Annotated in this window: 11 protein-coding genes and 1 pseudogene; 6 read left to right on the top strand and 6 right to left on the bottom strand. The window is 73.1% G+C overall.

Annotation, left to right across the window (positions count from 1 at the left end):
- Positions 1-178 precede the first annotated feature (178 nt).
- The 4 genes from ACIP64_RS37300 to ACIP64_RS37285 all read left to right on the top strand — a co-directional run bounded on the left by ACIP64_RS37300 (position 179) and on the right by ACIP64_RS37285 (position 6,184).
- A complete protein-coding gene (locus ACIP64_RS37300) occupies positions 179-841 on the top strand; it encodes a LuxR C-terminal-related transcriptional regulator (RefSeq protein WP_401596112.1) in 663 nt (220 codons plus the stop codon).
- 80 nt (positions 842-921) lie between these two features.
- Positions 922-2,157, top strand: a complete 1,236-nt coding sequence (locus tag ACIP64_RS37295) for an HRDC domain-containing protein (RefSeq protein WP_401596109.1) — start codon at positions 922-924, stop codon at positions 2,155-2,157.
- A gap of 671 nt (positions 2,158-2,828) precedes the next feature.
- Entirely contained in the window at positions 2,829-4,049 is a 1,221-nt protein-coding gene (locus ACIP64_RS37290) for a thiolase family protein (RefSeq protein WP_401596106.1), read from the top strand.
- On the top strand, positions 4,046-6,184 hold the full coding sequence (locus tag ACIP64_RS37285) for a 3-hydroxyacyl-CoA dehydrogenase NAD-binding domain-containing protein (protein ID WP_401596103.1): 2,139 nt from the start codon (positions 4,046-4,048) through the stop codon (positions 6,182-6,184). The genes ACIP64_RS37290 and ACIP64_RS37285 overlap by 4 nt, the downstream gene beginning before the upstream one ends.
- Before the next feature lie 70 nt (positions 6,185-6,254).
- Here the strand turns inward: ACIP64_RS37285 and ACIP64_RS37280 are convergent, their stop codons facing one another.
- The 3 genes from ACIP64_RS37280 to ACIP64_RS37270 all read right to left on the bottom strand — a co-directional run bounded on the left by ACIP64_RS37280 (position 6,255) and on the right by ACIP64_RS37270 (position 9,422).
- The gene (locus ACIP64_RS37280; protein ID WP_401596100.1) at positions 6,255-7,211 is read right to left on the bottom strand and encodes an SPFH domain-containing protein; all 957 of its coding nucleotides are present in this window, start codon (positions 7,209-7,211) and stop codon (positions 6,255-6,257) included.
- Positions 7,208-8,452: a peptidoglycan-binding protein gene (locus tag ACIP64_RS37275; protein WP_401596097.1), complete on the bottom strand. Its 1,245-nt coding sequence runs from the start codon at positions 8,450-8,452 to the stop codon at positions 7,208-7,210. The genes ACIP64_RS37280 and ACIP64_RS37275 overlap by 4 nt, the downstream gene beginning before the upstream one ends.
- A gap of 88 nt (positions 8,453-8,540) precedes the next feature.
- Positions 8,541-9,422, bottom strand: a complete 882-nt coding sequence (locus ACIP64_RS37270) for a DsbA family protein (RefSeq protein WP_401596094.1) — start codon at positions 9,420-9,422, stop codon at positions 8,541-8,543.
- A 101-nt stretch (positions 9,423-9,523) separates the two neighbouring features.
- Between ACIP64_RS37270 and ACIP64_RS37265 the strand changes: the two genes are divergently transcribed.
- Positions 9,524-9,934: an NTP pyrophosphohydrolase gene (locus ACIP64_RS37265; RefSeq protein ID WP_401596091.1), complete on the top strand. Its 411-nt coding sequence runs from the start codon at positions 9,524-9,526 to the stop codon at positions 9,932-9,934.
- A 9-nt stretch (positions 9,935-9,943) separates the two neighbouring features.
- Here ACIP64_RS37265 and ACIP64_RS37260 read toward each other — a convergent pair whose 3' ends face one another.
- Entirely contained in the window at positions 9,944-10,627 is a 684-nt protein-coding gene (locus ACIP64_RS37260; protein ID WP_401596088.1) for a CPCC family cysteine-rich protein, read from the bottom strand.
- Between the two features lie 110 nt (positions 10,628-10,737).
- Entirely contained in the window at positions 10,738-11,262 is a 525-nt protein-coding gene (locus ACIP64_RS37255) for a hypothetical protein (RefSeq protein ID WP_401596086.1), read from the bottom strand.
- Between the two features lie 233 nt (positions 11,263-11,495).
- Between ACIP64_RS37255 and ACIP64_RS37250 the strand changes: the two genes are divergently transcribed.
- Positions 11,496-12,662, top strand: a complete 1,167-nt coding sequence (locus ACIP64_RS37250; RefSeq protein ID WP_401596083.1) for a helix-turn-helix domain-containing protein — start codon at positions 11,496-11,498, stop codon at positions 12,660-12,662.
- A gap of 51 nt (positions 12,663-12,713) precedes the next feature.
- On the opposite strand, the pseudogene ACIP64_RS37245 reads toward ACIP64_RS37250, so the two are convergent.
- Positions 12,714-12,813, bottom strand: a pseudogene (locus ACIP64_RS37245) (IS481 family transposase); the annotation flags it as partial.

Genomic DNA, 12,813 nt, shown 5'->3' with positions numbered 1-12,813 from the left:
CCGTCAACACGCCCTCACACGCGATGAACGCGATCTTCACACCTTCGATCGACAACGATCGACAGGGCGTCCGAATTGCCGGAATTGTTACTAAACAAATCGTGATCTTTCTCTAAAGCCGGGCGAAGTTGCTGCCGAAGGAACCTGTGACCCTTTCAGCCAAGTCCCAGGAGGCCCGGTGTCGGTTCTTCTCGAGCACCCCACAAGCCTGGTCGCCTACCGCCCGAACAAGCCGACCGCAATGGTGGTTGTCGCCGACCCCCGCGTTCGCTCCACCGTGACCCGCCATCTGTGGGCGCTCGGGGTGCGCGACGTGATCGAGGCGTCCTCCGTCGCTGAGGCCAGGCCGCGGGTCGGCACCCCCCGAGACATCTGCGTCGCCGACGTTCACCTCCCCGACGGATCCGGGCTGACCCTGCTCGCAGAGACCCGCGCCGCGGGCTGGCCCAACGGCCTGGCCCTGTCCGCCGCCGACGACATCGGCGCCGTCCGCAACGCCCTCGCCGGCGGCGTCAAGGGCTACGTCGTGACCGGTACGCGGACCAACCTCGGCATCCCCGGACGCCCCGGCGGCGCCCCCATCGGCGCGGCAGGACAGCGCATCCAGCGCCGGCCCCCCGGCGCCCCCGGCCACGGCGGCGGCTACCGCGAACTGTCGGGCCGCGAGGTCGAAGTGCTCCGGCTGGTCGCGGAGGGCCAGTCGAACAAGGCGATCGGCGTCTCGATGGGCCTGTCCGCGCTCACCGTCAAGAGCCATCTGGCGCGCATCGCCCGCAAGCTCGGCACGGGCGACCGCGCGGGAATGGTCGCGGTAGCGCTGCGTACCGGCATCATCCACTGATCGCGTTCACCGGCCCCTTTGCGCCCGCCGACGGAACGTTCCGTCGGCGGGCGCCCGCCGTACACGGATACTCTTGACTGGTGACCGACGCCCGAGAGACCGCAACAGAAGCACCACCGGCGCCGGTCCCGCTGCTGGACCCGCGCGAGGGAATCCCGCCGGTGACCGCAAGCCCGGAGGCCTTCGCCGACGTCGTGGCGGCCTTCGCCGCGGGCTCCGGACCTGTCGCCGTCGACGCCGAGCGCGCATCCGGTTACCGCTACGGACAGCGGGCCTACCTGGTCCAGCTGCGCCGCACCGGAGCAGGGACCGCGCTGATCGACCCCGTCGCCTGCCCCGACCTGTCGCCGCTGAGCGAGGCGCTGGACGGCACGGAATGGGTGCTCCACGCCGCCACGCAGGACCTGCCCTGCCTCGACGAGGCCGGCATGCGGCCCACGCGGCTGTTCGACACCGAGCTCGCGGGGCGCCTGGCCGGATTCGCACGGGTCGGACTCGGCGCGATGGTGGAGAACGTCCTCGGCTACGCCCTGGAGAAGGGGCACTCCGCCGTCGACTGGTCCACCCGGCCGCTCCCCGAACCGTGGCTGCGCTACGCCGCGCTCGACGTCGAGCTCCTGGTCGACCTCCGCGACGCGCTGGAGGCGGAACTGCGCGAGCAGGGCAAGCTGGACTGGGCGATGCAGGAGTTCGAGGCCATCGCGGCCGCCCCGCCGCCCCCGCCGCGGATCGACCCCTGGCGCCGCACCTCCGGCATGCACAAGGTGCGCCGCCGCCGCCAGATGGCCGTCGTCCGCGAACTGTGGAACCTCCGCGACCGGCTCGCCCGCGAACGCGACGTCTCCCCCGGCCGCGTCCTCACCGACGCCGCCATCGTCACCGCGGCCCTGGAGCCCTCCGCGAACGCGCACGCGCTGGCCGCACTGCCCGGCTTCGGGCACCGCATGGGACGGCGCCAACTGGAGCAGTGGCAGGCCGCGATCGACCACGCCCGCCTCATCCCCGAACGCGAGCTCCCCCAGCCGGGCCCCGCCTTCACCGGCCCCCCGCCGCCGCGCGCCTGGGCCGACAAGGACCCGGTCGCCGCGGCCCGCCTCACGGCGGCGCGGAGCGCCGTCTCCGAACTCGCGGAGCAGCTCAATCTGCCGCAGGAGAACCTCATCACCCCGGACACCGTACGGCGCCTGTGCTGGGCGCCGCCGCGGGAGCGGACGCGGGACGCTGTCGCGGAGTTCCTCGCGGATGCGGGGGCGCGGCGCTGGCAGGTCGAGCTCACGACGCCCATCCTCGCGGAGGCGCTCGCGGCCCACCCCTGAGGCCGCGCTGCGCTGGCCGCCTGGGTTTTTCCCCCGCCCGCCCTCCCGATTGCCCGGCGCGGTAAGTGCGGGCCCCGCCCGTTTGCCGCGGGGTCGGTGCCGCGCCGGGGTACGTCCTCAGCGCTCGCGGGTTACGCCAACATGCTGGCGCCGCGGTCGCCGCTCGTCGCTTCCGGGCGCACCCCGCCACACCCCCTCCGGGTCCGTTGGGGCGACTTACGGCCGGTGGGATGTCTGTGGGCGGTGACGGCTGCGTACTTGGACAGCGCCGCGCCAACGCGTGCCCGAGCACGGTGCGGTCTCTATCCACCCACCGGGGATCAGGCGCTTGCAGCTACGGAGGGGGCGGGGTCGTAGGGGTGGCGTTCTGGACACTGGAGCATATTTGGGTGCACAACCCGGAGTGATCAAACCGGGTACCTGAGGCACCTAAATGTGCTGTCCAGAATGGCAGCCCCGGAGGGCCCGCACCTGGTCCCCCAACGACTGGCGTCGGGGTGCGTGACTTCATGGGGCACACGGGTGGGAGGGTGGGGGAAAAAGCGGGGAAGACACAACGTGTGACCCCGCACACCCGCACTGGGCACATCGGTTACCGATGAGTAGCATGGAGCCCGGAGCCGCCGTCTTCTGCCCGCGGCAAGCGAACCCGCATCCTGAGGAGAGCCAACGTGCCTCGTACCGCTAGGGACGTCGTCTTCGTCGACGGCGTCCGCACCCCGTTCGGCAAGGCGGGCCCGAAGGGTATCTACCACGAGACCCGTGCCGACGACCTGGTGATCAAGTCCATCAGGGAGCTGCTGCGGCGCAACCCCGCCCTCTCCCCGGAGCGGATCGACGAGGTCGCCATCGCCGCGACCACCCAGATCGGCGACCAGGGCCTGACCCTGGGCCGTACGGCCGCGATCCTGGCCGGGCTGCCCAAGTCGGTGCCCGGCTTCTCGATCGACCGCATGTGCGCGGGCGCGATGACCGCGGTGACCAGTGTCGCCGGCGGTGTCGCCTTCGGCGCGTACGACGTGGCGGTGGCCGGCGGTGTGGAGCACATGGGCCGCCACCCGATGGGCGAGGGCGTGGACCCCAACCCGCGCTTCGTGTCGGAGAAGCTGGTCGACGACTCCGCCCTGTTCATGGGCATGACGGCGGAGAACCTGCACGACCGCTTCCCGCACCTGACCCGGCAGCGCGCCGACGAGTACGCGGTCCGCAGCCAGGAGAAGGCCGCGAAGGCGTACGCGAACGGCAGGATCCAGCAGGACCTGGTGCCGGTCTCGGTGCGCCGCACCTCCCCCGAGGGCGGGGAGACCGGCTGGGGCCTGGCGACGGCCGACGAGCCGATGCGCCCGGGCACCACGCTGGAGAACCTGGCGGGCCTGAAGACCCCGTTCCGCGCCCACGGCAATGTGACCGCGGGCAACTCGGCCGGTCTGAACGACGGTGCCACCGCGTCGCTGATCGCGGCCGAGGACGTCGCCCGGGAGCTGGGCCTCCCGGTCAAGATGCGCCTGGTGTCGTACGCCTTCGTGGGCGTCGAACCCGAGGTCATGGGCATCGGCCCGGTCCCGGCGACGGAGAAGGCGCTCGCCAAGGCGGGCCTGTCGATCTCCGACATCGGCCTGTTCGAGGTCAACGAGGCGTTCGCCGTGCAGGTGCTGTCGTTCCTCGACCACTACGGCATCGCCGACGACGACGCGCGCGTCAACCAGTACGGCGGCGCCATCGCGTTCGGCCACCCGCTCGCCTCCTCCGGCGTCCGTCTGATGACGCAGCTGGCCAGTCAGTTCGAGGAGCAGCCGCACGTCCGCTACGGCCTGACCACCATGTGCGTCGGTTTCGGCATGGGCGGCACCGTGATCTGGGAGAACCCGCACTTCGACGGAGGCAGCAAGTGACCACCACCGCCGAGCTCCTCAAGGGAGCCGCCGAGCTGTTCCCGGACGAGGTCGTGACGCAGGCGCACGTGCGCCACCTCGACCTCCCCCAGGACGCCGGGCGTTTCGCGCTCATCACCCTGGACAACGGCCTGGACCACACCAAGCCGACCACCTTCGGCCCGCAGTCGCTGGCCAACCTGAGCGCCGCTCTCGACCAGGTGGAGAAGGAGGCCGCGGACGGCGAGATCGTCGGCGTCGGCCTCACCGGCAAGCCGTTCATCTTCGCGGTGGGCGCCGACCTCAAGGGCGTCGAGCTGCTGCGCCGCCGCGAGGACGCGCTGGCCATCGGCAAGAGCGGCCACGACGTCTTCCGCCGCCTGCAGGGCCTCGCGGTGCCGACGTTCGCGTTCTACAACGGCGCGGCCATGGGCGGCGGTGTCGAGATCGGCCTGCACTGCTCGTACCGCACGGTCTCCGACGCGATCCCGGCGTTCTCCCTCCCCGAGGTCTTCCTGGGCCTGGTCCCGGGATGGGGCGGCTGCGCGCTGCTGCCGAACCTCATCGGCGCGGAGCGCGCGGTGAGCGTCGTCATCGAGAACTCGCTCAACCAGAACAAGCAGCTGAAGGGCGGCCAGGTCTACGACCTCGGCATCGCCGACGCGCTGTTCGAGGCCGCGGACTTCCTGGAGCAGTCGCTCGCCTGGACCGCCGCCGTCCTCAAGGGCGAGATCCAGATCATCCGCCCCGAGGTGGACCGCGGCGCGGCCTGGGACGAGGCCGTCGCCAAGGGCCGTGCCTTCGCCGACTCCAAGGTGCACGGCGCCGCCCCGGCCGCGTACCGGGCGCTGGACATCATGGCCGCCGCCAAGAGCGGTGACCTGTCGGCCGGTTTCGACGCCGAGGACGAGGCCCTGGCGGACCTCATCATGGGCGGCGAACTGCGCTCCGGCATCTACGCCTTCAACCTGGTGCAGAAGCGCGCCAAGCGCCCCGCCGGCGCCCCCGACAAGAACCTGGCCCGCCCGGTCACCAAGGTGGGCGTCGTCGGTGCCGGTCTGATGGCCTCCCAGCTGGCGCTGCTGTTCGCGCGCCGCCTGGAGGTGCCGGTGGTCCTCACCGACATCGACCAGGAGCGCGTGGACAAGGGCGTCGGCTACGTCCACGGCGAGATCGACAAGCTGCTCCTCAAGGGCCGCGTCAACCAGGACAAGGCGAACCGCCTCAAGGGCCTGGTCTCCGGCTCGCTCGACAAGGCCGCGGCCTTCGGCGACGCGGACTTCGTCATCGAGGCGGTCTTCGAGGAGATCGGCGTCAAGCAGCAGGTGTTCGCCGAGGTCGAGGCGGTGGTGAAGCCGGGGGCGATCCTGGCCACCAACACCTCCTCGCTGTCGGTGAGCGAGATGGCCTCGAAGCTGGAGCACCCGGAGCGGGTCGTCGGCTTCCACTTCTTCAACCCGGTCGCGGTGCTGCCGCTGCTGGAGATCGTGCGCGGCGAGCAGACCGACGACGCGTCGCTGGCCACCGCGTTCGCCGTGGCGAAGAAGCTGAAGAAGACCGCGGTCCTGACGAAGGACGCCCCGGCGTTCGTCGTCAACCGCATCCTCACCCGCTTCATGGGCGAGATCCAGAACGTCATCGACGAGGGCACCCCGGTGGCGACCGCGGAGAAGGCCATCGAGCCGCTCGGTCTGCCGATGTCGCCGCTGGTGCTGCTGGAACTGGTCGGCCCGGCGATCGGCCTGCACGTCTCCGAGACGCTGCACCGCGCCTTCCCGGACCGCTTCACGGTCTCGGCGAACCTCGCGGCCGTCGTCAAGGCGGGCAAGCGCGGCTTCTACGTCTACACCGCCGAGAACGGCTTCAAGCCGGAGCTGGACCCGGAGGTCGCCGCGCTCCTGGTGCAGGGCGACAGCGTGCTGACGGAGGATCAGGTGCGCGCCCGCGTCCTGGACGCCGTCGCGCAGGAGATCGGCATCATGCTGGAGGAGGGCGTCGTCGCCGAGGCGCAGGACATCGACCTGTGCCTGATCACCGGTGCCGGCTGGCCGTTCCACCTCGGCGGGATCACGCCGTACCTGGACCGTGAGGGCGTCTCCGAGCGGGTGAACGGCAAGCCGTTCCTCGCCCCGGGCGTCGCGAGCGTCCCGGCGTAACGCCGCCGCACGCGGGAAGGGCCGCCCGGGCTTCGTGCCCGGGCGGCCCTTCGTCGTGACGGCGGCCGGCCTACTTCGCGTAAGCGACCGTCAGGTCCCGTACGAGCGCCCTGCGTTCGTAGTCGTCGAGTTCGACCAGACCGCGCTCGGTGAGGCCGCGCACGGTGTCGTCAACGGCCGTCAGCACGTCGTCCAGCACGGCACGGCGGTGCCGGGCGTCCAGGGCCGCCAGCCGGGCCCGCTCCATGGCGGGCGCGACGGAGGGCGCGTAGGCGACGCGCACGGGCTGCGCGGAGAAGACCTCGACGCCCGCCGGGCGCAGGTCCCGGGCAAGCACACGGGTGAGTTCCTCCGCGAGGATGTCGACGTCGCGGAGGGTGGGGCCGGAGCCGCGGAAGTCGTCGGCGGGCAGCCGGGACGCGCAGCGCGTCACGGCGGCCTCGGTCTGCTCCCGCAGGAACCGCTCGTGCTCCTCGACGGCGAAGCAGGCGCGGGCGGTGTCACGGACCCGCCACACCAGCAGGACGGTGACGAGCACCGGCGTGCCGGCGGAGTCGGTGGCCTCGACGGGGCTGCCGCGCCAGTGCCGGACGGTGATGTCCACACGCCGCCGCGGCAGCAGCGGGTTGAGCCACAGCAGCCCCGTGCGCCGTACGGTGCCGCGGTAGGCGCCGTGCCGGGTGAGCACCCAGACGGCGCCGGGGCGGCCCCGGGCCAGGCCCAGCGCGGCGAAGGCCGCGAGCGCCGCCAGGATGACGGTGAACAGGTAGCCCAGCGAGTGCGGGTCGCCGCCGAAGCGCAGCGGGACGACGACCGCCGCGAGCGCCGCGGTGACGGCGAGGGCCAGCACCGGGATGCCGGGCAGGCCGCGTGCCGGGCGCTCCGCGATGTCGGAGTCGGAGTCGGTGGTCTGCTGCGGGAAGCCCGCAGGGGAGAGCTGGGGGGTGGGGGACGGCGCGGGGATGAGCGGGCCCGCGGGCTTCGGGCCGGGGAAGCCGGGCATGGGCGTCGTGTCGGTGGTGGTCACGAGAACAGTCGCCTCCAGGTCTCGGGTCCGGGGTGGCCGTCGGCCTCGCGGCCCGACCAGCCCTGTGCGCGCTGGAACGCCTCGACGGCGCGGCGGTCGGCCTCGCCCCAGGTGGGGCCGGGACCGGACCGGTAGGACGTGCCGAACCCCTTGGCGACCAGTCGCCGGCCCAGAGCGAGGACGTGGGGGCCGGATCGGCCGGGTTGAAAGGCGCCGGGTCCGGGGTAGGCCGGGACGGCGCCCGGCGCCGTGCCGGCCGGGTCCTGCGCCGGCACGGGGGCCGCGGCGGGTGCCGGGGAGGCGGGGCCCGGTGCTCCCCGCCCGATGTCGGCCCCCCGGCCGTCGACGAGGTAGCGCCATGTCGCCGGACCGGGGATGCCGTTGGCGGCCGGGCCCTTCCAGCCCTGCGCCCGCTGGAAGGCACGGGTGGCGCGCTGGTCCGCCGCGCCCCAGCGGGGCCCGGGCCCGGCCTGGTAGTACGGGCCGCCGCCGCGGGTCCGCAGCATCCGGCCGAGGCGGGTGACGTTGGCGTTGGACGTACCGGCGCCGAACGACCAGCTCCCGGGGAAGTCGTCGAACAGGTCGCCGCCGGAGTCGCCGCCCTCGCTCAGGTACTTGTAGCGGTAGGGCCGGTAGCCGGAGTCCGGCGGCAGCGGGATCTCGGACATCTGGGTGTGCGGCGGGGCCTGCTCGTAGGCGTTGTAGGCGGTGTGCTCGTCGTCCGCCCAGCCGACGAAGATCCGCACGTGCGAGCCGCCGTGGGGGCTCCTGCGGCTCTGGTAGAGCAGGATGTCGCCGGGCTCGAGGTCGTCGACGTCGATGCGGTAGGCGAAGCGGGGCAGACTGCCGGTCCACTCGTTGCGGTTCAGTCCCCAGGCCATGGAGACGAAGCCCGAGCAGTCCTGCCGGTAGCCGTCGCTCCAGTACTCGTTCATGCGGTACGGGACTTCGGCGTCCACCCAGCTCCGCGCCCGGTCCAGGATCTCATTGCCCGACAGGCGCAGGGGGGCTGCGGCGAGTTCGGGGCCGGCCTGGGCCGGCGCCGGGGCCGCGACGGTCACGCCGGGGACCGCGGCGACGGCGCCCGCCACGGCCACCACCGCCACTGCCGCGGGTGCCGCATGCGGCCTGGAGAACCGTCCTGACCTGCGCGCCGTCAACCGGACCAACCGTGTGCGGGCGCAGTCCTCGCACCCGCAACCGGGCCGCGGCTCGACGTCGACGAACACCGGCGGGGACATGCGCACCACTCCTCTGAATCGGATGCCACACGCCCCCCTTACCCCATTTCATAGGAAAAGCTGCGAAATGGGGTAAGAGTGCGCGCGATCAGCCGACCGGAGTGACGCTCTCGCTCGTGGTCGCGGACGGATCGGCGCCGATGCCCGCCGTGTCCGTGCCGCTCGTGGCAGCGTCCGACGGGGTACCGGTGCCGGCCGCCGTGCTGCCGTCCGTGGCGCCCGCCGACGAACTCGGGCTGGGACTCACGGCCTGACGGACCGCCAGGTTCACGGCCTTCTGCACCAGAGCGCGCAGCCGCGCCGGCGTCAGCCCGTCCGCGCCGCCCGTCGGGGCGGTGACCGTCTCACCGTTGACCTGCACGACCGGGGCGGTGGTGAACCCGGCCTCGGTGAACTGCTGCTGGGACTTCTTCACCCAGCCGTCGTGGTCGCGCTCCTCGACGCACGGCACGAACTTGGCCTCGTCGATCCCGTCGGCCTGCCGCGACACGGCCTTGAGCAGCTTCTCGCTGTTGAGGCCGTCGTCCTGCACGTCGACGGGCTGCACGGCCCACAGCGCGTCCACGAACTGCGTGAAGTGCCCCTGGTCCTGCGCACAGGCGGCCGCGTTGGCCGCGGTCAGGGCGCCCTCACCGCCGTTGGCGGCGTCGGAGGGCGTCACCAGGCGGTAGTCGATCTGGACCTGTCCCGCCGCCAGCAGCCGCGCGAACGTGTCCGCGTACTCGGCGGCGAACGCCTTGGACTCCGGGGCACGCAGGTCCTCGTACACCGTCAGCGTCACCGGCAGGACATCGGGCCGCACCGGCACGGCGAGGCTGTCCTGACCGGCGGCACCGGTCGGCGCCTTGGCCGAGTGCTGCTTCTCGGAACGCACATGCGCGCCGATGACGGCCGACCCGCCGAACACCACGGCCAGGACGACCACGGTCCCGGCGTACGACCGCAAGCGCTTGGACTTCGTCTGCTTCACCGGGTCTTTCTACCACCGGGCCCGGTGCCCGGATGAGGGCGGGGGGCCGTCCCGGCGGAACCGGGGGCCGCCTCCCCGGCCGTTGTGCCAGGCTGGTGGGTGTGAACCGCATCACCGTCCCGCTGGTCGTCGTCGACGCCGCCAACGTCGTGGGCTCCGTGCCCGACGGCTGGTGGCGCGACCGGCGCGGGGCGGCCGAGCGGCTGCGGGACGCGCTCGCCCCCCTCACGGGGACAGGGCTCCGGGAGCGGGCGGACGTGCCGGAGTGGGCCCGCAGACCGCCGCTGGAGCTGCTGCTCGTGGTGGAGGGCGCGGCCCGCGACGTGGCCGCGGTCGCCGGGGTCCGGGTCGCGGCCGCCGCGGGTCCAGGCGACGAGCTGATCGTGGAGCTCGTCACGGACCGCGACCCGCCGGACCGGCCCTGCCTCGTCGTCACCGCCGACCGCGAACTGCGCGAGCGCGTGACCGCGCACGGCGCCGCGGTGGCCGGCCCGCGGGCAGTGCGCCCGTAGCCGCCCGGATCACGCGTCGTACACGACGGTGAAGCCCGGAGCGGCCGCCGCGTACCCAGCGAGTTCGCCGCGGAGCGCCGCCGCCGACTCCGGGACCCGGCGCTCAAGACCGGCCCAGCCGGTGAAGCACAGCTCCGCGGGCATCGGGACCAGCCCGGTGATCGCGTCCCAGAAGGCGGCCCGGTTCATGCCGTAGAAGGACGGGAAACCGAGCTCGCGCTTCAGGACCGCGTGAAGGTCCCGATCGCCCCGGACCGCGCCGACGTCGATCACCACGCGCGGGAGCGCCTGCGGCTCCGGCTCCTCGGGACGCCCCCAGAAGGACGGCAGCCACCAGCAGAGCACCGTCCGGTCCTCGGGCCAGGGGCGGTGCGCCCCGCCCGTCCACTCCTCGAAGAGGTCCACGGCCGGATCGATCGGGCGCCAGTCGGGGTCCAGCGGCTCGTCGTCCGCCGGCGGCCGTGCGAAGCGCCGCCCGTACTGATCGCAGGCGCCGTAGGCCCCGACATTGCGCTGGGCCTCGGCCAAGGGGGCCCGGTGCGCGGCGCCCCGCCGGTACGGCCACCGCAGCCGCTCGGGGTCGTCCTCCCAGTGGCACACGGGGCAGACGACGTAGGTCCCCGGCCATCCGTCCCCGGCGTCGAGGACGAGGACGAGGTGACCGCAGCACGGACAGGGGCGGCGGGTATCCACCGCAGCAGTGTGGCCGAGCGCGCCCGCGCGACGCGACCGCGTTCCGGCCCGGGGCTGCCCGGTGGGATGCCGGGCAGCCCTTTCGCCGCTTCCCCCGCGCGGCTTCGCCGTCAGCGGCTGCTCGTCGTCTCGATGTCGACGATGCGGTCGTACCGCTCCAGCAGCACGAAGAGCTTGTTCTTCTGCGTCGTCCCGCCGCTGCCGTAGGTCAGGGTGACGACGACCTCGTGACCGTTGCCCACGGCACCGTTGTCCCGCACCGTCCACCGCGCGGGGACGTTCTGGGCACGCAGGACGCCGTCCGCCCCGTTCTCCTCCTCCCAGGTCGCCAGCCGGCGGGCGAAGTCGGGCGTCAGGTAGTGCGTGCGGAGCGCCGCGGCCAGCGCGCCGTCGGGGTCCTCGTAGTCGCCCTTCGCGTCGATGTACGCGCCGTAGAAGTCGGCGACCCGGGTCACCGCCTGGCCGGGCGTGCCGCTGACCGGCCCCGGCGCGGCGGCCGACACCGCCGCGGGGGCAGGGGCGGCTCCCTGGGCCGACGCCGTGAGCCCCAACGGCAGGGCCACCGCCGCGGCGACAGAGCCGGCGATCAGAGCGGTACGGCGGGCGTGCTTACGGACGGTCGTCCTCGTGTTCATCTGTGCTTCCTCGTTCCGGATCGATGCGGGAGTGCGTCGCCATGGACGGAGCGGCCTCCTCGACCCAGGAGGAGTCAGGGGCGGCCCCGGCGACAGCAAGAGCGTCCGCGCCACTGCGGTCCGGGCACAACGGACGACGGCACCTCCGCAACGGTGGAACCGTCCCAGGCCCTGTGACCTCTTCTTATGGGAGTGCCTGGGATGCCGTCCCGGGACGCCGAGCGGGGGAAGCGATGCCGTCCCAGGACGAGGTGGAGGAGTTCGCGGCGCTGTTGCGGCGTCTGAAGGCCCGCACGGACCGCAGTTACGCGGCACTCGCCCGCCGCCTGAACATGAACGCCTCGACGCTGCACCGGTACTGCACGGGGGACACCGTGCCGCTCGGCTTCGCGCCCGTGGAGCGCTTCGCCGTGCTGTGCGAGGCCAGTACGGCCGAACGGATCGAGCTGCACCGGCGGTGGGTCCTGGCGGTGGCGGCACGGCAACGGCCCCGGACCGAGGACGCCGCGGCGCGTCCGGCGGGCATTGACGACCACGCGGCCGACGAGGCGGCCGAGCTCGTGCCGGAGGAGGCCGCCGAGCCCGCGGCAGCACCGCGGCAGCCCTGGCCAAGGCGTCGTGCCGCGGTCGTCGCGGCTGTCGTGACCGCGACCATCGCCACCGTGGGCGGCCTGTCCCTGCTGCCGTCCGGGCACTCCCGGGCCGCCGGCGACCACAAGGCCGCCGGCACGGCGGCCCCGAGGACCGCGGGCGCACCGTACGGCTCCCCGACACCGCCCTCAGCCGCCGCGCCCCTCACCTGGTCCGCGAACTCCCAGCTCTGGGAGACCGGTTGCGATCACGACTACGTCATCGACAAGGCACCCCCGCAGGTGCCGCCGCCTCCGGCCCCGCAGGACGCCGGCTCATGGGCGCTTGCGCAAGGCGCGGTCCACGGCGGCCGGACGCTGGTGGACATCACCGTGCAGGGGCGGACGGAGGCCGCCGTCGTCCTGGAGGCACTGCGGGTCCGCGTCGTGGGGCGGGCGGCACCCGTGAAGGGCACCGTCTACGCCACGGGCCAGGGCTGCGGCAGCGACATGACTCCCCGCTCCTTCGCCGTGGACCTGGACAAGGGCCGGCCGATCGCCCGCCCGGTCCCGGGCAGTGAGAACGGCACCAGCACCCCGGCGATGCCCATGCCCTACCGGGTGTCCTCGAAGGATCCCGAGGCGCTGCTGGTCGACGCCCGAACCGCCGGTTGCGACTGCCGCTGGTACCTGGAGCTCGACTGGTCCTCGCAGGGCCGCACGGGCACCGAGCGCATCGACGACCGCGGTCGGCCGTTCCGTACGAGCGGCATCAGGGGCCTGCCGCACTACTGGTACGCCAGCAACGGCTGGACCCCGATCACCGGCTGAGCGGGGCCGGCACCCGCCCTCCCACCGGCCCCGTACGTCCGCACGAACGATCTAGCTGTATTGGCCCGGAGCGTTGTTGACGCGGCTGATCGGGGGCTTGCCTCCGAGTGCGGTGTGGCAGCGATGGTGGTTGTAGGTGTGGAGGAAGTCT

Origin of the sequence: Streptomyces sp. NPDC088733 (assembly GCF_044751185.1) — a bacterium.
Classification (GTDB): Bacteria; Actinomycetota; Actinomycetes; order Streptomycetales; family Streptomycetaceae; genus Actinacidiphila.
The sequence above is the reverse complement of the archived record's forward strand: the minus strand, read 5'-3'. Positions and strand labels throughout refer to the sequence as shown.

Coding starts and splice junctions, on each gene's coding strand:
- ACIP64_RS37275 (WP_401596097.1), bottom strand. CDS start 8,452: ATGTCCCCGCCGGTGTTCGTCGACGTCGAGCCGCGGCCCGGTTGCGGG.
- ACIP64_RS37255 (WP_401596086.1), bottom strand. CDS start 11,262: ATGAACACGAGGACGACCGTCCGTAAGCACGCCCGCCGTACCGCTCTG.
- ACIP64_RS37250 (WP_401596083.1), top strand. CDS start 11,496: ATGCCGTCCCAGGACGAGGTGGAGGAGTTCGCGGCGCTGTTGCGGCGT.